We start from the raw sequence: 19782 nt of genomic DNA, 5'->3' as shown, positions 1-19782 counted from the left end.
TGGCAAGCGGCCCGTCATCACGACCTACGCCGTCACCTGATCCCCCACATTCTCCACCCCCAACCACCACGCACTCCCACGCTGCGGATACATCACGTTGAACGCCTCACCCATCTGCGGCGTACTGATCGAGACATTCCGCTCCCAGGCCAAGGCCAGGATGCGATCGAAAGGTTCGTACCAGGCGTGCATGGACAGGTCGAAGGTGCCGTTATGGATCGGTAGCAGCCAGCGACCCTTGAGGTCGATGTGGGCTTGCAGGGTTTGTTCGGGTTGCATGTGCACGTGCGGCCATTCGACGTTGTAGGCGCCGGTTTCCATCAGGGTCAGGTCGAACGGGCCGTACTGTTCGCCGATGCGTTTGAAGCCGTCGAAGTAGCCGGTGTCGCCGCTGAAGAAGATGCGGGTGTTGCCCTCGATCATCACCCACGAAGCCCACAGCGTGCTGTTGCTATCGAACAGGCCGCGGCCGGAAAAATGTTGCGACGGTGTGGCGATGAATTGAATGCCATCGACTTCGGTGCCCTGCCACCAGTCCAGTTGACGGACTTTGCTGGCATCGATGCCCCACTTGATCAGGGTGTCGCCGACGCCCAACGGGGTGAGGAAGTATTTGGTCTTTTCTGCCAGTTTGAGCACGGCCTGATAATCGAGGTGGTCGTAGTGATCGTGGGACAGGATCACCGCTTCAATCGGCGGCAATTCTTCCAGGCTGATCGGCGGCTGGTGGAAACGCTTGGGGCCGGCCCATTGCACGGGTGAGGCGCGCTCGGCGAAGACCGGGTCGGTGATCCAGAACTTGTCCCGCAGTTTGAGCAGGACCGTGGAATGACCGAGGCGGTAGACGCTGTGGTTGGGTGCGGCGATCAGCGCAGCCTGGGTCAGGGTTTGTACCGGGATCGCTGCGCTCGGCCGAGTGCTGCGCGGTTTGTGGAAGATCATGTTCCACATGATGCGCAGCATTTTGCGAAAGCCTTCGCGCTGGACCGGCTGGTGGTTTCGGAAATGCCCTTCTACCTGACGGGAAGCTTCAGGTCGGATGGCGATTTCCACTGAGGAGTTTGAATTGGCCATGAAGGAAAGACTCCAGAAAAACCGCGCAATTCGCAGTTTTCTACGGTGGGACGATAAATGGCCAAAGCACGCACGCATCAGCCGGAGATTCTATTTTTCAATGCGCAGGATTAACGGAACATTACACTGCACAGTGTAGTTTCTAGGTTGCATCAAACTCGATCACAAGTAAACTGCCGAGTGTAACTCTCCACTTTTTCCTGCCGAAGCGTACTTATGACAGCTCCACAGCGCCTCACCGACCGAAAACGCGAAGCCATCATCCAGGCGGCGATTACCGAGTTCCGTGCCAACGGTTTCGAGATCACCAGCATGGACAAGATCGCCGCCACTGCCGAGGTGTCGAAGCGCACGGTGTACAACCACTTCCCGAGCAAGGAAGAGTTGTTCGCTGAAATTCTTAATCAATTGTGGGCGCGGGTGACGGCCGAGCAGGAAACGTCGTACCGCCCTGACCTGCCCCTGCGCGATCAGCTGCGTCAGATCCTGCTCGCGAAAGTGCAGATGATGGGCGACAACAACTTTCTCGACCTGGCGCGAGTGGCGATTGCCGCCACCATCCATTCCCCCGAACGCGCGCAGAACATGGTTACCCGCATGGGTGAACGCGAAGAGGGCCTGACCCTGTGGATACGCGCGGCCCAGGCCGATGGCCGACTGAAACCGGTCGCCCCGGAGTTTGCCGCGCAGCAGGTCCAGGGGTTGCTCAAGTCCTTTGCATTTTGGCCGCAGATTTCCATGGGCCAAACCGGTCTTTCCCCGGATGTACAAAGCAAGGTCGTCGAGTCGGCGATGGACATGTTTTTGGCCTGCTATCAGCTCTAGATCGAGTCTCTGCCACGCCTGCGCCCTACGTAATATGGCTCCCAAGGACACTGATTATTCCTGTTGGAATAAATGACAATGTCTGCCGCATTACCGATGAACGGTAGCTCTGAATAAAACACGGCAAAGTGTTTCAGAATGAAACTGGCGCAGGGAATTATGGAAAACCAACGCGGCAAGGGCCTTTCGTTTGCCCGACGCATCTACATGCCCAGAACCGTCGGCCTGGGCATTGGCTGTATCTGTGTGACCGCTGCGCTGTATCCGCTGAACATGCCGGGCTGGGTCTGGATCCTGATGCTGCTCAATGGATTCGTCTGGCCGCATTTCGCCTATCAGGTGGCTTCCCGCTCGCCATATCCCTATCAAGCTGAACGTCGCAACATCATCGGCGATTCGCTGTGCGGTGGTTTCTGGGCTGCGGCCGTTCAGTTCAACCCCATCGTGACCGTCACCATTCTTTCCATGATGACGATGAACAATGTCGCGGCGGGTGGCCCGAGGTTGTTTCTGCAGGGCGCCCTGGCGCAGATATCCGGCGTGGGTATTGCCTGGCTAGTGTTCGGCCCGGCGTTTACGCCGACGGCCACGCCGATCCAGGTCTGGGCCTGCCTACCGTCGCTGACCATTTACCCGTTAGCGGTGGGGATGGTGTGTTATCGACTGGCGTTCAAACTCTCCGAACACAAACGCGCCCTGAGCGCCTTGAGCCGTACCGACAGTTTGACCGGCCTGCTCAATCACGGCGCGTGGAAGGACCTGTTGCACGTCAAGTTCCAGCAGTGCCGGCAAAACCACGTGGCGTCGGTGATTGCGTTGATCGACATCGACCACTTCAAGGCAATCAACGACACCTACGGGCATATCGTCGGCGATACGGTGCTGCGTCAAATGAGCTTTGAACTCCGGCGCAACCTGAGTGAACTGGATCTGGCCGGCCGTTATGGCGGCGACGAGTTTTGCGTGATCCTGCCCAACCTGTCGTTGCATCAAGCCTGGGAAGTCATGGAACGCTTGCGCGAAGTGCTCAATGAGTATCGCCACCCGCATGTGCCCGAGCTGCGAATCAAGCTGAGCATTGGCCTGGCCACCTACCAAACCGTGTTTACCGATGCGATTGCCTGGCTCAACGACGCCGATAAAGCCCTCTACACTGCAAAAAACACCGGGCGCAACAAGATCAGTGTGGCGTCGGGCTCTTCAAGCGGCGGCTCAACCAAGCGCATGTCCGCCTGAAAAGTTGTACAAGCAGTCATAAAATCGACTCCTTGTACAAGTTTATGAAGTTTTGTATAAGTATTGATCTGTCAGCCATGGACCGCTGACATTGAGCAGACAACGCCGAAGACAACCTTGGTCTTCGGCCTGCAGGCGCAGGAATAGGGATGACTCCTTGGTTGTTCCCCACTTCTTGTTGAGCGCTGCCACCATGCTATTTAATCGCCACAAATCCGCTCTTGAAGCACTCCAGCACACTGTTGCCAGTCAAACCGGCCTTTTGGACGCGATTGATCGCTCCATGGCGGTGATCGAGTTCGATCTTGACGGCGTCGTGTTGCGCGCCAATGACAACTTTCTAAAGACCCTGGGCTATGAACGCGATCAAGTGCTGGGCAAGCATCATCGCCAGTTCTGCACCCCAGATTTCGCCCGCAGCAGCCAGTACACCCAACTGTGGTCGCGGCTGAAAAGCGGCCAGTTCGAGTCGGGCACTTTCGAGCGGATCAACAGCAAGGGGCAGCCGATCTGGCTGGAGGCCAGTTACAACCCGGTCAAGGATGCCTCGGGTCAGGTGGTGGCAGTGGTGAAGTACGCCATGGACGTGACGGCCCGGGTGCAACATGAAAGCGAATGCAACGCCAAGTTGCAGGCTGTCGACCGCGCCATGGCGGTGATCGAGTTCAACCTGGACGGCAGCATCATCACGGCCAATCAGAATTTCCTGAGCCGCATGGGTTACAGCCTGGCCGAGCTCAAGGGCAAACATCATCGAGTCTTCTGCACCCCGGAACTGGCGAACAGCGGTGCGTATCAGGACTTCTGGCGCCGGCTCAATCAGGGCGAGTTGTTTAATGGGCAGTTCGAGCGCGTCGATAAACGCGGGCAAACGGTCTGGCTCGAAGCCAACTACAACCCGGTGTACGACGCCGGTGGTCGTTTGTGCAAAGTGGTGAAGTTCGCCTCGGATGTCACCGCCCGCGTCGAGCAACATGCCCAGGATGCCCGCAGCGCCACCGAGGCTTATCACATTTCGGTGGAGACCCGAAAAGTCGCGGAGCAAGGCACGCTGGTGATCCAGCAGGCGGCCAGCGAGATGCGCGAAATCGCGGCCAATATCGAAGAGTCTTCGACCTTGATCGCCCAACTCGGCGAGCGTTCCGAGCAGATCACCGCCATCGTCAATACGATTCGGGCGATTGCTGACCAGACCAATTTGTTGGCGCTAAACGCAGCCATCGAAGCGGCCCGGGCTGGTGAACAGGGGCGCGGGTTTGCGGTGGTGGCGGATGAGGTTCGCTTATTGGCCGCACGTACCAGCGGTTCCACGGCGGAGATTTCAACCATGATCGGCTTGATTCTCAGTGAGACCCGGCAGGCGATAAAAAGCATGGACGGCACACGAGATCGGGCGGCGGAGGGGGTTGAGCTGGCGAATCAGGCGGGGACGGTGATTTTGCAGATTCGCGATGGAGCGAGTAATGCGGTGAAGGCGGTGAGCATGTTTGCTAATGAGCGGGCTCCTGGTTGAGGTTGTGAGGGGGATTGGTTTTTTTGCCAGGCAGATAACCGTGTCGCCGCCTTCGCGAGCAAGCCCGCTCCCACAGGGGATCACTGTTGAACACAGATCTGTGTAAACAGGAAATCCCTTGTGGGAGCGGGCTTGCTCGCGAAGGCGGACTCTCATTCAACATCGATTCAGCTAACGAACGCCCGCGCAGGACTATAGTGACGCCAAGTCCCAAATCCTCGCCGAGCGCACCATGAATTCAACCAAGTCCGACACCAAACCTGCCGCCGCCCCAGTCGATCACCTGCGCTTCCACCGCCCGCACGCTCACCTCGCGCCGACCTTCGGCAATGACAAGTTCGCGCTGCGCGCCGAGGCGTTTGCGCGGTTCTTCGGCACGCCGACGTTTCTCGGGGCGCAAACCCTGATCGTAGTGTTGTGGGTTTGCCTGAACCTGTTCGGCGTGGCGCACTTCGACCTTTACCCGTTCATCCTGCTCAACCTGGCGTTCAGCCTGCAATCGGCCTACGCCGCGCCGTTGATCCTGCTGGCCCAGACCCGCCAGGCCGCACGGGATAAGGCTCAGTCCGACGCCGACGCGCAGCACCGCGAAGCCCTGGCCGTCGCCAACAGTGAGCGCCAGGCCCAGGCCGCGCATAACACCGCGCAGTTGCTCGAACTGCTGGAACAGAACACTCGCCTCACCGAAATGACCAAGGCCCTGACCGAGCGCATCGAAAACCTGACCTCGGAAATGCATCAACAATTTGTACGCAAGGAAGAGCCCAAGGCGCCGATTTAAGGCAAGCGCAGCGCCTGGCCCAACTCATCGAAAAGCGTCACCACCGAGCGCAAGGCGCGACAGTCCGGGCGGGTCAGCAGCCAAAGGGCCGTGTCGCAACCTTGCAACGGCCCGGTCAACGCCTGCAAACCATCGCCGATCAAAAAGTCCGGCAACGCCGCGACACCCAGCCCCGCCCGCACCAACTCCGTCACCGACAACATGCTGTTGCAGCGATAACCCGGCACCACGCCGGGCCAATGCTGACGGCGCCAGGCAATCGTCGGGTGATCGGGCAGGAAGTCGTCCGGGGCGATCCAGGTCAGAGCAGCCAGATCCGTCGCATCAACGGTTTTCAGATAAGCCGCACTGCCGCAGACCCGATACGCAACCTGCGCCAGGCAACGTCCGACCAAATGTTCGGGCGGCGTGCGGGTCAGGCGCAGGGCAATGTCGGCATCCCGACGGCTGAGGTTGGCGAAGTCGTTGGAGGTGCTGAGCTCGATGGTCAGCGCCGGATACGACGGCATGAACTGCGCCAGCGCCGGCAGCAGCAATCCCTGCAGGACCGAATCGGTGCAGGTCAGGCGCACCGTTCCGCTGATGACTTCACCGCCCTGCTCCACGCCGATGCGCGCCGCGTCCAGCGCCTGTTCGGCGCGCTCAGCCTGTTCGGCCAGGGATTGCGCCAAGGTTGTCGGCAAGTAACCGGCACGGCTCTTTTCAAACAATTGCTGGCCTAGCGCGGCTTCCAGTCGGCGCACGGCCCGGAACACCGTCGACACATCGACTTTCAACAGCTGAGAAGCCCGGGCCAGAGAGCCGCCACGGACCAAGGCCAGGATCAGCGCAAGGTCCGGGTAGTCCAGCCGATAGTGCGTTGGTGCATTGATCAATTGGGTTAACGCCAATATTGAGTGCGTGAACGCCAATCTATAGTGGCTGCCACAAACGGACAACTCTGCAAGTGTGCCTGGGGCTTTTGTGGCTTTTGTGGCTTTTGTGGCTTTTGTGGCTTTTGTGGCGAGGGAGCTTGCTCCCGCTGGGCTGCGAAGCGGCCACTATCTAAAAGCGACGACTGCTTTGCCGCCGAACGGGAGCAAGCTCCCTCGCCACAGGGGTTGTCGACACTTTCGTAAACGCTGCATTGAAGGAAAACCAAATGGACACTGTTTCTCCTACACCAGAAATCCGCATCGCCCTAATCGGTGACTACGACCCCCAAGTCACCGCTCACCAAGCCATCCCCATCGCCCTCGGCATGGCCGCCGAGCACTCGGGCCTGGACGTGCAATTCCAATGGTTGGCCACTGACCAGATCAACGCAGCGACCCGATTCAACACCTTCGACGGATTCTGGTGCGTGCCCGCCAGCCCGTATCGCAACACCGATGGCGCATTACGCGCGATCCGCTTTGCCCGCGAACAACAGCGACCTTTCCTCGGCACCTGCGGCGGTTTTCAACATGCGGTGCTGGAATATGCCCGCAACGTTCTGGGCTGGGCCGATGCCGAGCATGGCGAGACATCCCCCGATGCTGCTCGGGCATTGCTCACGCCGCTGACATGTTCACTGGTGGAAGCCGTCGACAGCATTCATCTGGTTGAAGGTTCATTGCTCGCCAAGGCGTATGAAAAGTCCGAGATTCATGAAGGCTATCGTTGCCGCTACGGTGTGAATCCAGAGTTCGAACGGGAATTACTGAACCAGCAACTCAGCGCCGTTGGTCACGATTCGAATGGCGATTTGCGGGCGGTGGAACTCAAAGGCCATCCGTTCTTCGTCGCCACCCTGTTCCAACCGGAACGCGCTGCGCTCAAGGGCTTGTTGCCGCCGCTGGTTCGCGCATTGGTCGAAGCCTGCGCGAGGCAAAAATCATGATGGCCAACACGCCGTCACCTCACTACTACGCGGTGATTTTCACCTCCCTGCGCACCGACGGTGATCAGGGTTACGCCGAGGCGGCCGGGCGCATGGTGGAACTGGCGCGCGAGCAACCGGGTTTTCTCGGTGTGGAGTCGGCCCGGGGTGAGGATGGGTTGGGGATTACCGTGTCGTATTGGGTCAGTGAGGCGGCGATTCTGGCGTGGAAGCATCATCCTGAGCACAGTGCGATTCGTGAGCGTGGGCGGGCGACGTGGTATGCGCATTGCCATACGCGGGTGTGCCGGGTTGAGCGGGCGTATGAATTCAAACGATAGATGACGGGGTGCTCTTGAGGACGCCTTCGCGAGCAAGCCCGCTCCCACATGGGGATTTGCTTGCGCCGCAGATCCCATGTGGGAGCGGGCTTGCTCGCGAAGAGGCCAGCACAGTCACCGTAAATCTCAACCCTGAACCAAACTCCGAACCGCCGAAATCTCCGGCACTTCCCGCCGATTCATATACACCCGCAACGGCTCGGTCACATTGATCCGGTCATCAATATTCTGATCCAGCAACAACTGGATCAACTCACGTTTGAGCGTCATCGCCTCATCCGACCCCGGTGCCCAGACGAATTCGCTGGTGGGAATGATGCCGTCATCGGCCACATCCATGCCGAACGAATCTTCGCTGAAACGCACGATGTAGTGGCCGGTCTTGCGATTGAGGCCAACGAAGCCTTTGAGTTGGTCGGCGGCCTGGCAGATGAGCTGGGAAGTGATGCGCATGATAAACCTCACAAAAGGTCGCAAAGGGACCGGTGATCGATGGTTTACACGCAAGGTTTCGAAGGGATTTCCCTCTGCCGGGGAAACTGCCGGGGCCAAGAGTACTGCAAAGAACCGCACAAAAGCGCTGAAAAAAATCGCTTTAAACACGTTTATGTCGGTCTCGCGATAGCGCTCGCAGCGCTCAGTTGTTAAAAGGTACGTCTTTGAAAACCTCTGCGAAAGGACCTCGACCATGCCTGTTACCTTCACCAAGAGCGCCCTGCTGCTGAGTCTGCTGCTCGGCCTCGGCCAGGCACAGGCCGCCGGCCAGCCCAGCCCCACCGCACTGGCGACCACGTTAGGCATCCCGCATCCAGCGGTCATTGCCCATCGCGGCGCGTCGTTCGATGCCCCGGAATCCACCGCCGCCTCCTACAAACTGGCTCGCGACTTGGGTGCCGATTACCTGGAAATGGACTTGCAGCGTAGCAAGGATGGCGTGCTGTTCGCCCTGCACGACAACAATCTGCAGCGCACCACCGACGTCGCCACCAAGTTCCCTGATCGTAAAGACGCCCCGGCCAACCAGTTCACGATTGGCGAGCTGAAAACCCTCGATGCCGGTAGCTGGTTCAACGCCGCTTACCCGGATCGCGCGCGTCCGTCCTACGTTGGCTTGAAGATTCTGACCCTCGACGAAATCATCGACATCGCCGAGAGCAATCCGCTGCACAAGCCTGGCCTGTACATCGAAACCAAAGAGCCGAAGCAATTCCCCGGCATCGAACATGACCTGAAGGAGAAACTTCAGGATCGCGGCTGGCTGAGCCCGGCCGGTTCGAAACTGGCGAAGAGCGAACTGGCGGTCGGCCAGGGTAAAGGCAAAGTCGTGCTGCAAACCTTCGAGAAGAGCAGCCTCGAACTGCTGCAAAAAGAAATGCCGAAAGTACCGAAGATCCTGTTGCTGTGGGTTGGTGAAGGCAGCATCGAGCCGAAATCCAAAGTGACCTTCGCCGAATCCGGCGACAAGGACAAAGCCACTTACTACGCCAAGCAAGAGCCGAAAGACAAAGCCGAATTCCAGCAATGGGTCGAATACGCCAAGTCCCAGGGCGCAATCGGCACCGGTCCTTCGGCGGCGCTGACCAAGGGCGGCGATCAGAGCTACTCGGACCTGGTTAAGCCATGGATGAACCAGTACACCCACGATCAGGGCATGCTGGTGCACGTCTACACCATCGACGATGCCGTGGATTACCAGAAAGTGATGGACGCCGGCGTTGACGGCATCTTCACCAACCGCGCCAGCGAATTGCTGAAATTCTACAAGCGTCCGGCGGCGGGTACTGTTGCGCAATTGCTGCAGAACAACGGTTATTGATCTGTAGCCAATAGCGGCACCGCGTCGACTTCTTCGCGAGCAAGCCCGCTCCCACATTCGGTCGCAGTTGTTCACAGAATCTGTGTACACAGGCGATCCAGGTGGGAGCGGGCTTGCTCGCGAATGCTTTTAGCGGTCACCGCTGAATTTAAGGGTGAATTAAGTTGCGCTGGATAACCTGAGCCCACTTAAACAGATCACCCAAGGAAAGAAGCTTATGAAAACCCTGACTGCCCTGTTCACCGCCGCTGCCCTGACCCTCTCTGCTGGCATGGCCCAGGCCGATGTACGCGTCGACCAGATCCCTGAGCTGGTCAAAAGCGGCAAGATCAAGCCTCTGGAAGAATTGAACCAGGCTGCCCTGAAACTGCATCCGGGTGCGACCATCACCGACACCGATCTGGACAACCACTTCAACGGCTACGAATACGAAGTCGAACTGCGCGACGCTCAAGGCGTTGAATGGGACGTGGATTTCGATGCCGCCACCGGCAAAGTCCTGAGCAACAAGCAAGACACCTGATCCCCGCAACCCCTGTGGGACACCACAACCCCTGTAGGAGCAAAGCTTGCTCACGAAGACGGCGGCACATCCGAGATCGATGCAAGCTGACCCACCGCCTTCGCGAGCAAGCTTCGCTCCTACAGGTTTGATACATAATCACCGCAATCCCTGTGGGAGCGGGCTTGCTCGCGAAGGCGGTGTGTCAGTCATACAAATTTTGACTGTACTGCCGTCTTCGCGAGCAAGCCCGCTCCCACATGGTTTTGCGATGGTTAAAAGAACGCACGATTTTCGGATCGTGCGTTTTTTTATGTCTTCAGCCGATTAAGCCGTCGTACTGACCACCGACCCGGCCGTGCTGCCACCCTCATCCTGCAACGCCTGCAACAACGCCGCCGTGGCGGTCTGTAACGAGCCCGAAGTCGCCGAGATCTGCGACTGAACCGCCGCTACAGAGGCAGCTTTCGCATCAGCGCTTTCCTGCTTGGCCTGGGCCGCTTGCAGTTGCTGCTGTTCCTCCTGCAATTGCTTTTGCAACTCGGCGATCTGCTTGCGCAATTCTTTCACCGTGTCGGATTCAGAACTGCTGCTTGAACTGCTACCGCCGCCAGCGGGCGCAGCACCGCCAGATGCCTTGGTGGTATCGCTGGAATCTGTGGTGGCGGCAGTGGCGGAGGTGGTGTCTTCAGTAGTGCCATCGCTGATCGAGGTTTTGCTCGTCGGCGTCGACAGGGTTTGATTGATCGTGACAGAGGTGATGCTGACCATGGGACTCATCCTATGTGGGTTCAGGTTAAGTCCATCATCGACATCGGTTGGCCGCACTTGAGATCGACTGTGTACCGGCTCGGTAAGTGAACCGATACAAAGGCGTGCTGATCAAGCACCCACTTCAAACCGTCACAAAACCGTCAAGACACCTTGCGATGATGCCCGGTAGCAATCGCCGTACCTGCCGTAGCAGCTGTCGAGCAACGCGAGGCTGCGTTCGGCGGCGAAGCCGTCGTGAAATCATGCATCGCGGTGCTTCAGGTAAACCGCGTGCTCAAATCTGACGACGGCTTCGCCGCCGAACGCAGCCTCGCGTTGCTCGACAGCTGCTACAGGTGCTACAGGCGCTACGGCCGGACGCCCCTCTCAGCGAGACCTCATGAACCACGCCATCGATCACACCCATCGCGACACTGACTTGTTCGGCCTGCTTTACGGCTTCCGTTTTCGTCCCGGTGAGCGCGGTCGGGAGATTGATTCGGCCGAGGCATTGCGCTGTTTGCAGCAATCGGAGGACAGCGATGAATTCCTCTGGCTGCACCTGAACCTGGCCCACGCCGCGTGCGAGCGCTGGATGAAAAGCCATCTGGAATTGCCCGAGGAGTTTTTCGAGGCGCTGCACGAAGGTTCGCGTTCGACGCGTATCGAGCATGTCGATTCGGCATTGCTGGCGGTGGTCAACGATGTGGTGTTCAACCTCAGCAGCATGGTTTCGTCGGATGTGTCGACGCTGTGGGTGTGCGCCCGCAGCAAGTTGATCATCAGCGCACGCCTGCAACCGCTGCACTCGGTGGACAAGTTGCGTTCATCGGTGAAGGCTGGCGAGTGCTTTCGTTCGCCGCTGGAGTTGCTGGTGCACTTGCTGCGTGACCAAGGCGAAGTGCTGACGCAGATCGTGCGCAAGACCAGCCAGAGTGTCGATCAGATCGAAGACGAATTGCTCTCCTCGCGATTGTCGACCAACCGCGCCGAACTGGGCGCCAATCGCCGGGTGCTGGTGCGCCTGCAACGGTTGTTGGCGCTGGAGCCGGGCTCGTTGCTGCGTCTACTCAACCGCCCGCCGCAATGGTTGCAGAAGGAGGACGTCAAGGAGCTGCGCAAGTCCACCGAGGAGTTTGCGCTGATCATCAACGACCTCACGGCCCTCGGTGAACGGATCAAGTTGTTGCAGGAAGAGATCGCCGCCAACCTCAACGAACAGAGCAACCGCACGTTGTTTACGCTGACGGTGGTCACGGTGTTGGCGTTGCCGATCAACATCATTGCCGGTTTTTTCGGGATGAACGTGGGCGGGATTCCGCTGGCGGGTGACCCGGAAGGGTTCTGGATTCTGGTGGCACTGGTGGCGACGTTTACCGTGCTGGCCGGGCGCTGGGCGTTCCGTAAGCGCCAGGATTATTGATTCACACCGATCCCTGTGGCGAGGGGGCTTGCCCCCGTTGGAGTGCGAAGCGCTCCCATGCATTCTTTCAGTCATATGGCGTCGGTAGGTTTTACGACTGCTTCGCAGCCGAACGGGGGCAAGCCCCCTCGCCACAGGTCGTTTGACATCATCATATCCGTGGTGGATTCAGATCAACGGGTGCAAAAAACCCCAAACACTGACCCACCGCAGTCTCTCTGTCACATTTTGAAACGATCATGGGCGACACTCCTTCCCTCCTCAGGATTGTCCGGCATGGCTACTCCTTCCTATACGACTGCCCAGGCGCCCGCCAGCAGCGCCAGACCGCAGCTAAACAAAAAACCCGGCCTGTTTACCCTGGTGGTTTTCTTCGGGGTATTGGCCAGCGGCTTGTTGTTCACCGCGTACAGCCTGATGCACGACATGCACGAACTCGGCACGGTGGTCACCACCTGGACCCCGTTTCTGCTGCTCGGCGTGGCGCTGTTGATCGCCCTCGGCTTTGAATTCGTCAACGGTTTCCATGACACCGCCAACGCCGTGGCCACGGTGATTTACACCAACTCGCTGCCGCCGAACTTTGCGGTGGCCTGGTCCGGGTTCTTCAACTTCCTTGGCGTGTTGCTTTCCAGCGGCGCGGTAGCGTTCGGCATCATCGCGTTGCTGCCGGTGGAGCTGATTCTGCAAGTCGGCTCCTCCGCCGGTTTCGCCATGATTTTCGCCCTGTTGATCGCCGCGATCCTGTGGAACCTCGGTACCTGGTGGCTGGGCTTGCCGGCCTCGTCGTCGCACACCTTGATCGGTTCGATCATCGGTGTCGGCGTGGCGAACGCCTTGATGCACGGTCGCGATGGCACCAGCGGCGTGGATTGGGCGCAAGCGACCAAGATCGGTTACGCGTTGCTGCTCTCGCCGCTGGTAGGTTTTGGCTGCGCCGCGTTGTTGCTGCTGGCCTTGCGCGCCTTCGTCAAGAATCGCGCGTTGTACAAGGCACCGGAAGGCGATGCGCCGCCACCGTGGTGGATTCGCGGCCTGTTGATCCTGACCTGCACTGGCGTGTCTTTCGCCCACGGCTCCAACGACGGCCAGAAAGGCATGGGCCTGATCATGTTGATCCTGGTCGGCACCTTGCCGATGGCGTATGCGCTGAACCGCACCATGCCAGCCGATCAGGCGTTGCAGTTCGCTGCCGTGGCTGAAGTCACCCAGCAAGCCCTGGTGAAGGCGTCGCCGCTGCCGGCTCCGGCGGATCCGCGGCCTATCCTTTCCGACTATGTGCGTAGCAAGGAAGCCACGCCACAACTGGTCCCGGCCCTCGCCGCCCTGACCGGCAGCATCGGCGCCGAGGTCAAGGGTTACGGTTCGCTGTCGAAAGTCCCGGCCGAGGCCGTGGGCAACGTGCGTAACGACATGTACCTGACCAGCGAAACCATTCGCCTGATGGACAAGAACAAGGTCGGTAACTTCGACGCCGACACCAGCGGCAAGCTGCAACTGTTCAAGCAACAGATCGACAACTCCACGCGCTTCATTCCGCTGTGGGTGAAGATCGCCGTGGCCATCGCGTTGGGGCTCGGTACCATGGTTGGCTGGAAGCGGATCGTGGTGACCGTCGGTGAAAAAATCGGCAAGACTCACCTGACGTATGCCCAAGGCGCGTCGGCCGAAACCGTGGCCATGCTGACCATCGGCGCCGCTGACATGTTCGGTTTGCCGGTGTCGACCACTCACGTGCTGTCCTCAGGCGTGGCCGGGGCGATGGTCGCCAATGGCGGCGGCTTGCAGATGAAGACCATCCGCAACCTGCTGATGGCGTGGGTCCTGACCCTGCCAGCGGCGATCCTGTTGTCGGGCAGCTTGTATTGGTTGTTCACCAAACTGTTCTGACCCACCCCGGACCCTGTAGGAGCGAGGCTTGCCCGCGAAGGCGGCGTAACATTCAACGCAAATATTGACTGAATGACCGCCTTCGCGAGCAAGCTTCGCTCCTACAAAAGCCAGCATCCCGGCTCATCTCCCGAGCCGGGATTTTTTTTGCCCGGACAACGCATTTCGTCGCCATTTCTGCCAATTTCATCTTTATTGATCTGCCAAGCGATGGATCGCACTTCAGTTTGCTAACGTGTTGCCGATTCCTTAGAGACTCGATGCATTCAGGAGTGAGAACCGTGAACCTGTACATCAATCAGCTTCAGAAAAAAGCTGACTTCAAAGAAGCCATCTACGCCGGTGACATCTTCTTGAACACTGAGCTGCGTGCCGCCAAAGAGCTGTGCGCGTTTGCCCAGGAAAGCATCACCGCCGCCTTCAACGGCGAGACCAACCACCAGGCCCTGCACACCTTGATGCCGGTGGAAGAATTCGTAGTATTGGTGACCCGCCTCAAGGGCCAGTTCACCAACAGCCAGCGCGCCAAGGAATTGATCCTGAGCTTCATCGATGAAATCGGTGTCGACCCGCGCGAATACATTTTCGACGTGCCGCGGATTCGCGTAGTGCCCAACTACGAGTACCTGCATGCGGGCGTCAGCTACGCCTACAAACCCCATCGCGATACCTGGTACGGCAGCGTCGATTGCCAGATCAACACCTGGATGCCGGTGCACACCATCAGCCCCGACCAGACCATGATGATCAACGGCGGCTACTTCGACGTGCCGGTGAAAAACACGTCCAGCGAATGGAGCCTCAACGACTGGATCAGCAACCAGCGGCACAAAGCCAAGGAAAACCTCAAAGAGGAAGCCCGTGTGCACCCGGTGCCGCTGGAAGCGATCAACACCGCCTCCGAAGTGCGCGTGGCCGGCAACACCGGTGACATGCTGATCTTCTCCGGTTCGCACTTGCACGGTACTGTGCCGAACCACACGCAACAGACCCGCTTCAGCGTGGACTTCCGCCTGATGCACCTCGACGACCTCAAGCACCAGCGCGGCGCGATCAACGTCGACAGCGCCTGCCCTGACGTCGGCGCCGGTTTCAAAGACTATTTCCACGCCCACGACTTTTCGAATTTCCAAGGAATCCAGCAATGACCAAGCGTCGCATCACGCCCGCCGAGGCCCAGTACAACGAAACCCGTGCCAACGTTTTGAAACGGGTTGATGCCGAGTACGTGGCCGACGCGCCGTTCGTCTTTGCCAACCGCATTGGCGTGACCGCTGCGCTGTCGCGCATGGAACTGTTCAAGAAAGTTGCTGAAGTACCGGGCGCGATCATCGAGTGCGGCGTGTACAAGGGCAACTCGCTGATGCTGTACATGCACTTGTCGATGATCCTGGAACCGTATGCGATCAACCGCTCGATCGTTGGCTTCGACACCTTCGAAGGCTTCCAGAGCATCGACAAGAAAGAAGACCCGGCGGACGTCAACGAGACCATGTTCTCCGACACCGACCAATCGCTGATCCAGGACATGATCGACGCCAACGACCTGCTGCGCCCGGTCAACCGCATTCCGCGCTGTGAGCTGGTGAAAGGCGACATCGTCAAGACCGTGCCAGAGTGGGTCAAGACCCGTCCTGACCTGGTGGTGGCGATGCTGATCCTCGACACCGACCTGTACGAATCGACCAAAGTCGCGCTGGAAACCTTCCTGCCATACATGCCAAAAGGCGCGGTCGTGGTCCTGGACGAAGTCGCCTACCGCAACTTCCCGGGCGAAACCAAAGCCCTGCGCGAAGTGCTGGACCTGAACAAAATCGAACTCAAGCGCCTGCCGTTCGACTCCTGCGTAGGCTACTTCCACGTCTAACGCATCATCCCCTGTGGGAGCGGGCTTGCTCGCGAAGAGGCCGTGTCAGTCAACTTCAATGCTGACTGACCCACCGCCTTCGCGAGCAAGCCTCGCTCCTACAAGTTAATTCGTCAGCAGTTGCTTGAGAACGGTCAACAACTCGACCCGGCCCTTGCGCGGTTCGCCTTCAAACTCGATCCAGCCCTCGTTGAAGCCATCGATCATCTGCATCCGTGGCAGCGGATATTTCATCCCCTGACTTTCAAACAATCCCTGCCACGTCTCACGAGGCACGACTTGCATGCGCACCGGTTTGCCGAGCAATTCGCTGAAACCGGCGCCCAGTTGCAGCGGCGTAATCCGTTGCGGGCCTTCCAGTTCGACGATGCGCTGACCGCTCCACGCCTCCAGTAAAAGCTCTGCAGCGACGCGACCGACGTCGGCGGTGGCAATCATCGGCACCGGTTTATCCAGAGGTTGCAGGAAGCTTGGGATCCTGCCCGAACCAACCGCGTGCTCGACATCCCACAAGGCGTTTTCCATAAACCAGGCGGGGCGCAGCAGGGTGACCGGTAGCGCCAGCGTAGATAACGCCAGCTCCAGCAAACGCAATTGATTGAGCAGGTTCGGTTGCGAGGCCTGGGCGCCGATGGTCGACAGCCCCACCACTTTGCCTGGCTGAGCGACTTCCAGCGCCGAGCGAATGTTCTCCGCCACTTGCCGGGTTTCCGAGAAGCCCGGCGACGGGTCGAAATTCGACGGCATCATCACAAACACCCCGGCCACACCGGTGAACGCCTTGGCCATGGCGTCGCGATCATCGACATCGGCCACCGCCAGTTCACACCCCTGTTGCACCCACACCGCACCTTTATCGACACTGCGCACCACCGCGCGGACCTTGTGCCCGGCGGCCAGCAATGTACGGGCGACCGCGCCGCCGACTTTCCCGGTAATCCCCATGACTGCGTACATCAGCTGTTCTCCTGCTGGATGGCGACGGTTGTCGCGATGGGCAGAATAGTGAGCCGAGCGCTAAGATTCTCCGATAGCATGAATGTCATTGCATAAATGATCGGGAGTCACCAATGAGCTTTGATGCCAGCCTCGCCAGTGGCATGGGCGTGTTCAGCGCGGTGGTCGATGGCGGCAGCTTTGTCCGGGCCGCCGAGGTGCTGGAACTGACGCCATCGGGGGTCAGCCGGGCCATCGCTCGACTGGAGAAACGCCTGGGCATCCGCCTGTTCGACCGTACCACCCGCACGGTCACGCTCACCGATGAAGGCCGGCGCTTCCATGGTGAAATCGCACCGCTGCTGGCCAGTCTGGAAGAGGCGGCGAACTCGGCTTCGACCAGCGCTACGCAAGTGCGCGGTCGGTTGCGGGTGAACATGGACCCGTATTTCTCGCGACTAATTCTGGGCCCGAAGCTCGGGCAGTTCATGGCGCGTTATCCGGAGTTGTACCTGGAACTGCAAACCCGCGATCAACTGGGTGACATAGTGGCGGACGGCTTCGATTTGGCGGTGCGCTTTGGCCATCCGCAGTCTTCGTCACTGGTGGCGCGCAAGTTGCTGGACGTACGGGTTTTGACCCTCGCTTCGCCGGCGTATCTGAAACGACATGGCCGGCCGCTGGCGCCGCTGGACATGGAAGATGAGCGGCATGTCTGCGTGCAGTTTCGCGACCCGCAGACGGCGCGGCCGTTTGGCTGGGAGTTTCATCGTCCGGGGCGCGCGGTGCTGCATGTGCAGCCGCATTGCCGGTTGCTGGTTAACGATGTCGGTACGTTGCACAGCGTTTGCGAAAGTGGCGAGGCGATTGCCCAGGTTTTGGATTTGGGGATTGCCCCGGCGCTGGCGGAAGGACGGTTGGTGGAGTTGTTTCCCGATTGGCCGGATGAGCGATTTCCGTTGTATGCGCTCTACCCGTCGCGGCATTTGCCGGCGGCAAAGGTGCGGGCGTTTTTGGCGTTTGTGAGTGAGTTGTGTGGCGAGACGACGGGCCCCGTGTAGCAGCTGTCGAGCACCGCGAGGCCGCGTTCGGCGGCGAAGCCGTCGTAAACCCTGAATACGCGGTCTACCTGACACGCCGCATAGTCTGATTTCACGACGGCTTCGCCGCCGAACGCGGCCTCGCGGTGCTCGACAGCTGCTACAAGGTCTTTAGCCCTGGCAAGAGGAGCGCAAAACCATCCGCTCCCGCACCACGTCATACCCCCAGTGGTAAACATAGGTGTACGGCAGGAAAAACAGCAGCACACCGATGTCCAGCAGGAACGCCTGCCACAGGCTGATGCTCAGCCACCAGGCAATCAGCGGCACGCCCATCACGATCAAACCACCTTCGAACAACAGCGCGTGCACCACCCGCACCCAGGCGTTGCGCACGATCTCGAAGCGCTTGAGCAAGCGGTCGAAGAATCCGTTGAACACCACATTCCAGGCCAGGGCCAACGCGGCGATGGCGATGGTGGCGACGCCCATTTCCAGCATCGGCTTGTCCATGACCCAGGCCAGCAGCGGGGTACAGATCAGTACGGCCAGCAGTTCGAAACCAATGGCCTGGAAAATACGTTCAGTGATGGATTTGTTGGCGTTCATGGCCAGACTCCCTGAGTGAGTGTGGTTGCCATGATCTGTCAGCACACCGATACTTCATAATCAATAACCATCGATCAAGGCGATAGTTCATGGCCTCTCACGAAGTGTTGCTGGCGTTTGTCCAGGCGGCGACCCAAGGCTCGTTTTCCGCAGCGGCGCGCAAACTCGGGCGCAGTCAGTCGACCATCAGTGCCGCTGTGGCGAGCCTGGAAATCGATCTCAACCTGACCCTGTTCGACCGCAGCAGCCGCAAGCCCACGCTGACCCCGGCCGGGCACGTGATGTTGCAACGGGCCGAGGACATCCTCGCCGCCACCAGTCGCCTGGAAATGACCGCCAGTCAATTGTCCCAAGGGGTCGAGGCGAAGCTGACGGTGGCGATTTCCGACACCTATCAGTCCGACCGTTTCGAAGCAGCCCTCAGCGCGTTCGAGCAGCGCTATCCAGACCTGGAGCTTGAATGCCTGATCGCCGAATGCGATGACCTGGTGGCGCTGGTGCAACGCGGTCGAGCCAATGTCGCGTTCGCCGAAATGCAGGACAGCTATCCGCCGGACCTGGTCAGTTCGACGGTCGATGAGCACACGGAAATCGCCTTGTTCGTCTCACAAACCCATCCGTTGGCGACACTGAGCGGGATTGATCAGGACGTGCTGCAGCAGCATCGGGAGTTGCGTTTGGCGACCATCGTCAATCCGTATGAAAGTCGCGCGAAGGGTCGAGTGTGGTCGGCGCCGAGTTACCTGATGCTGCTGGAAATGGCCCAGGGCGGATTCGGCTGGGCACCGCTGCCGCGCTGGCTGGTGGGACGGTTTGGCGCGGGGGTGCTGGTGGAACTGGATGTGCGCGGCTGGCCGAAACCACTGTTTGTCGATGCGCTGTGGTCAAGGCTGCATCCGCCGGGGCCAGCGGGGAGTTGGTTGTTGAGCAAGATGTTGGAATAGCGATGCTCCCCGTAGCAGCTGTCGAGCACCGCGAGGCTGCGTTCGGCGGCGAAGCCGTCGTGAAATCAGACGACGCGGTGTGTCAGGTGGACCGCATATTTAGGGTTTACGACGGCTTCGCCGCCGAACGCTGCCTCGCGGTGCTCGACAGCTGCTACGGGGGGATTTATGCCGCTTTCACCCGCGCATCACCGGCAGAGCCACGCGTATCAGCAGCCGCAGAACGTGTGTGTGTGTGTGTGTGTGTTCGGGAGATTGTGTTGACGGTGACTCGGCAGCAGGCCTGATTATTTTTTGTTGATGCTGCTGGACCCTTCGCGGGCAAGCCTCGCTCCTACAGTATCGAGTCGATCACTCGACCTGAACCTGTAGGAGCGAGGCTTGCTCGCGAA

Annotated in this window: 20 protein-coding genes and 1 pseudogene; 15 read left to right on the top strand and 6 right to left on the bottom strand. The window is 59.4% G+C overall.

The features are described from left to right. Window positions 1-24: 24 nt before the first annotated feature. Complete coding sequence (locus NK667_RS02770; RefSeq protein WP_054044803.1) at window positions 25-1074, bottom strand: MBL fold metallo-hydrolase; 1050 nt, start codon at window positions 1072-1074, stop codon at window positions 25-27. Window positions 1075-1290: 216 nt separating this feature from the next. Here NK667_RS02770 and NK667_RS02765 point away from each other — a divergent pair, with 216 nt between their 5' ends. The 5 genes and pseudogenes from NK667_RS02765 to NK667_RS02750 all read left to right on the top strand — a co-directional run bounded on the left by NK667_RS02765 (window position 1291) and on the right by NK667_RS02750 (window position 5429). Further along, entirely contained in the window at window positions 1291-1899 is a 609-nt protein-coding gene (locus NK667_RS02765) for a TetR/AcrR family transcriptional regulator (RefSeq protein ID WP_054613789.1), read from the top strand. 159 nt (window positions 1900-2058) lie between these two features. Beyond that, entirely contained in the window at window positions 2059-3135 is a 1077-nt protein-coding gene (locus tag NK667_RS02760) for a diguanylate cyclase (protein ID WP_054045759.1), read from the top strand. A 193-nt stretch (window positions 3136-3328) separates the two neighbouring features. After that, window positions 3329-4096: pseudogene (locus tag NK667_RS32745) on the top strand (PAS domain-containing protein); the annotation flags it as partial. After that, entirely contained in the window at window positions 4070-4648 is a 579-nt protein-coding gene (locus NK667_RS32740; protein WP_413786140.1) for a methyl-accepting chemotaxis protein, read from the top strand. The pseudogene NK667_RS32745 and the gene NK667_RS32740, both read left to right, overlap by 27 nt. A 232-nt stretch (window positions 4649-4880) precedes the next feature. Beyond that, the gene (locus tag NK667_RS02750; RefSeq protein ID WP_054613788.1) at window positions 4881-5429 is read left to right on the top strand and encodes a DUF1003 domain-containing protein; all 549 of its coding nucleotides are present in this window, start codon (window positions 4881-4883) and stop codon (window positions 5427-5429) included. On the opposite strand, the gene NK667_RS02745 is transcribed toward NK667_RS02750, so the two are convergent. Next, window positions 5426-6367: a LysR family transcriptional regulator gene (locus tag NK667_RS02745; RefSeq protein ID WP_083471273.1), complete on the bottom strand. Its 942-nt coding sequence runs from the start codon at window positions 6365-6367 to the stop codon at window positions 5426-5428. The two genes, NK667_RS02750 and NK667_RS02745, sit on opposite strands and share 4 nt — an antisense overlap. A 203-nt stretch (window positions 6368-6570) precedes the next feature. Between NK667_RS02745 and NK667_RS02740 the strand changes: the two genes are divergently transcribed. Both NK667_RS02740 and NK667_RS02735 read left to right on the top strand, forming a co-directional pair. Further along, the gene (locus NK667_RS02740; protein WP_054613786.1) at window positions 6571-7290 is read left to right on the top strand and encodes a CTP synthase C-terminal region-related (seleno)protein; all 720 of its coding nucleotides are present in this window, start codon (window positions 6571-6573) and stop codon (window positions 7288-7290) included. After that, window positions 7287-7610, top strand: a complete 324-nt coding sequence (locus NK667_RS02735) for an antibiotic biosynthesis monooxygenase family protein (RefSeq protein WP_054613785.1) — start codon at window positions 7287-7289, stop codon at window positions 7608-7610. Before NK667_RS02740 ends, NK667_RS02735 begins: the two co-directional genes overlap by 4 nt. A 126-nt stretch (window positions 7611-7736) precedes the next feature. On the opposite strand, the gene NK667_RS02730 is transcribed toward NK667_RS02735, so the two are convergent. Beyond that, window positions 7737-8063 (bottom strand): DUF2025 family protein, encoded by a 327-nt coding sequence (locus tag NK667_RS02730; protein ID WP_054613784.1) that lies wholly within the window; start codon window positions 8061-8063, stop codon window positions 7737-7739. A 235-nt stretch (window positions 8064-8298) separates the two neighbouring features. Here NK667_RS02730 and NK667_RS02725 point away from each other — a divergent pair, with 235 nt between their 5' ends. Then, a complete protein-coding gene (locus tag NK667_RS02725) occupies window positions 8299-9426 on the top strand; it encodes a glycerophosphodiester phosphodiesterase (protein WP_054044815.1) in 1128 nt (375 codons plus the stop codon). Window positions 9427-9643: 217 nt separating this feature from the next. Then, entirely contained in the window at window positions 9644-9949 is a 306-nt protein-coding gene (locus NK667_RS02720; RefSeq protein WP_054044816.1) for a PepSY domain-containing protein, read from the top strand. A gap of 306 nt (window positions 9950-10255) precedes the next feature. Here NK667_RS02720 and NK667_RS02715 read toward each other — a convergent pair whose 3' ends face one another. Further along, entirely contained in the window at window positions 10256-10699 is a 444-nt protein-coding gene (locus NK667_RS02715) for a hypothetical protein (protein ID WP_054613783.1), read from the bottom strand. A 382-nt stretch (window positions 10700-11081) separates the two neighbouring features. Here NK667_RS02715 and NK667_RS02710 point away from each other — a divergent pair, with 382 nt between their 5' ends. From NK667_RS02710 to NK667_RS02695, 4 genes are all read left to right on the top strand, one after another. After that, complete coding sequence (locus NK667_RS02710; protein WP_054044822.1) at window positions 11082-12104, top strand: transporter; 1023 nt, start codon at window positions 11082-11084, stop codon at window positions 12102-12104. A 276-nt stretch (window positions 12105-12380) separates the two neighbouring features. Continuing rightward, window positions 12381-13994 carry an inorganic phosphate transporter gene (locus NK667_RS02705; protein ID WP_054613782.1) on the top strand — a complete coding sequence of 538 codons (1614 nt, stop codon included), beginning with the start codon at window positions 12381-12383 and terminating at the stop codon, window positions 13992-13994. 281 nt (window positions 13995-14275) lie between these two features. Next, complete coding sequence (locus tag NK667_RS02700; RefSeq protein WP_054613781.1) at window positions 14276-15142, top strand: phytanoyl-CoA dioxygenase family protein; 867 nt, start codon at window positions 14276-14278, stop codon at window positions 15140-15142. Further along, window positions 15139-15861: a TylF/MycF/NovP-related O-methyltransferase gene (locus NK667_RS02695; RefSeq protein ID WP_054044827.1), complete on the top strand. Its 723-nt coding sequence runs from the start codon at window positions 15139-15141 to the stop codon at window positions 15859-15861. Before NK667_RS02700 ends, NK667_RS02695 begins: the two co-directional genes overlap by 4 nt. Before the next feature lie 105 nt (window positions 15862-15966). Here the strand turns inward: NK667_RS02695 and NK667_RS02690 are convergent, their stop codons facing one another. Continuing rightward, entirely contained in the window at window positions 15967-16818 is an 852-nt protein-coding gene (locus tag NK667_RS02690; protein ID WP_054613780.1) for an NmrA family NAD(P)-binding protein, read from the bottom strand. A 113-nt stretch (window positions 16819-16931) separates the two neighbouring features. On the opposite strand from NK667_RS02690, the gene NK667_RS02685 reads away from it, so the two are divergent. After that, a complete protein-coding gene (locus NK667_RS02685; protein ID WP_054613779.1) occupies window positions 16932-17858 on the top strand; it encodes a LysR family transcriptional regulator in 927 nt (308 codons plus the stop codon). A gap of 150 nt (window positions 17859-18008) precedes the next feature. Here NK667_RS02685 and NK667_RS02680 read toward each other — a convergent pair whose 3' ends face one another. After that, on the bottom strand, window positions 18009-18446 hold the full coding sequence (locus NK667_RS02680; RefSeq protein WP_054613778.1) for a multidrug/biocide efflux PACE transporter: 438 nt from the start codon (window positions 18444-18446) through the stop codon (window positions 18009-18011). Window positions 18447-18535: 89 nt separating this feature from the next. Between NK667_RS02680 and NK667_RS02675 the strand changes: the two genes are divergently transcribed. Continuing rightward, complete coding sequence (locus NK667_RS02675) at window positions 18536-19390, top strand: LysR family transcriptional regulator (protein WP_054613777.1); 855 nt, start codon at window positions 18536-18538, stop codon at window positions 19388-19390. Window positions 19391-19782: the final 392 nt, after the last annotated feature.

Source organism: Pseudomonas nunensis, from assembly GCF_024296925.1.
In the GTDB taxonomy this organism is placed as follows: Bacteria; Pseudomonadota; Gammaproteobacteria; order Pseudomonadales; family Pseudomonadaceae; genus Aquipseudomonas; species Aquipseudomonas nunensis.
The sequence above is the reverse complement of the archived record's forward strand: the minus strand, read 5'-3'. Positions and strand labels throughout refer to the sequence as shown.

Coding starts and splice junctions, on each gene's coding strand:
- NK667_RS02705 (WP_054613782.1), top strand. CDS start 12,381: ATGGCTACTCCTTCCTATACGACTGCCCAGGCGCCCGCCAGCAGCGCC.
- NK667_RS02715 (WP_054613783.1), bottom strand. CDS start 10,699: ATGGTCAGCATCACCTCTGTCACGATCAATCAAACCCTGTCGACGCCG.
- NK667_RS02710 (WP_054044822.1), top strand. CDS start 11,082: ATGAACCACGCCATCGATCACACCCATCGCGACACTGACTTGTTCGGC.
- NK667_RS02760 (WP_054045759.1), top strand. CDS start 2,059: ATGGAAAACCAACGCGGCAAGGGCCTTTCGTTTGCCCGACGCATCTAC.
- NK667_RS02765 (WP_054613789.1), top strand. CDS start 1,291: ATGACAGCTCCACAGCGCCTCACCGACCGAAAACGCGAAGCCATCATC.
- NK667_RS02735 (WP_054613785.1), top strand. CDS start 7,287: ATGATGGCCAACACGCCGTCACCTCACTACTACGCGGTGATTTTCACC.
- NK667_RS02740 (WP_054613786.1), top strand. CDS start 6,571: ATGGACACTGTTTCTCCTACACCAGAAATCCGCATCGCCCTAATCGGT.
- NK667_RS02690 (WP_054613780.1), bottom strand. CDS start 16,818: ATGTACGCAGTCATGGGGATTACCGGGAAAGTCGGCGGCGCGGTCGCC.
- NK667_RS02725 (WP_054044815.1), top strand. CDS start 8,299: ATGCCTGTTACCTTCACCAAGAGCGCCCTGCTGCTGAGTCTGCTGCTC.
- NK667_RS02675 (WP_054613777.1), top strand. CDS start 18,536: ATGGCCTCTCACGAAGTGTTGCTGGCGTTTGTCCAGGCGGCGACCCAA.
- NK667_RS02695 (WP_054044827.1), top strand. CDS start 15,139: ATGACCAAGCGTCGCATCACGCCCGCCGAGGCCCAGTACAACGAAACC.
- NK667_RS02685 (WP_054613779.1), top strand. CDS start 16,932: ATGAGCTTTGATGCCAGCCTCGCCAGTGGCATGGGCGTGTTCAGCGCG.
- NK667_RS02720 (WP_054044816.1), top strand. CDS start 9,644: ATGAAAACCCTGACTGCCCTGTTCACCGCCGCTGCCCTGACCCTCTCT.
- NK667_RS02770 (WP_054044803.1), bottom strand. CDS start 1,074: ATGGCCAATTCAAACTCCTCAGTGGAAATCGCCATCCGACCTGAAGCT.
- NK667_RS02680 (WP_054613778.1), bottom strand. CDS start 18,446: ATGAACGCCAACAAATCCATCACTGAACGTATTTTCCAGGCCATTGGT.
- NK667_RS02730 (WP_054613784.1), bottom strand. CDS start 8,063: ATGCGCATCACTTCCCAGCTCATCTGCCAGGCCGCCGACCAACTCAAA.
- NK667_RS02750 (WP_054613788.1), top strand. CDS start 4,881: ATGAATTCAACCAAGTCCGACACCAAACCTGCCGCCGCCCCAGTCGAT.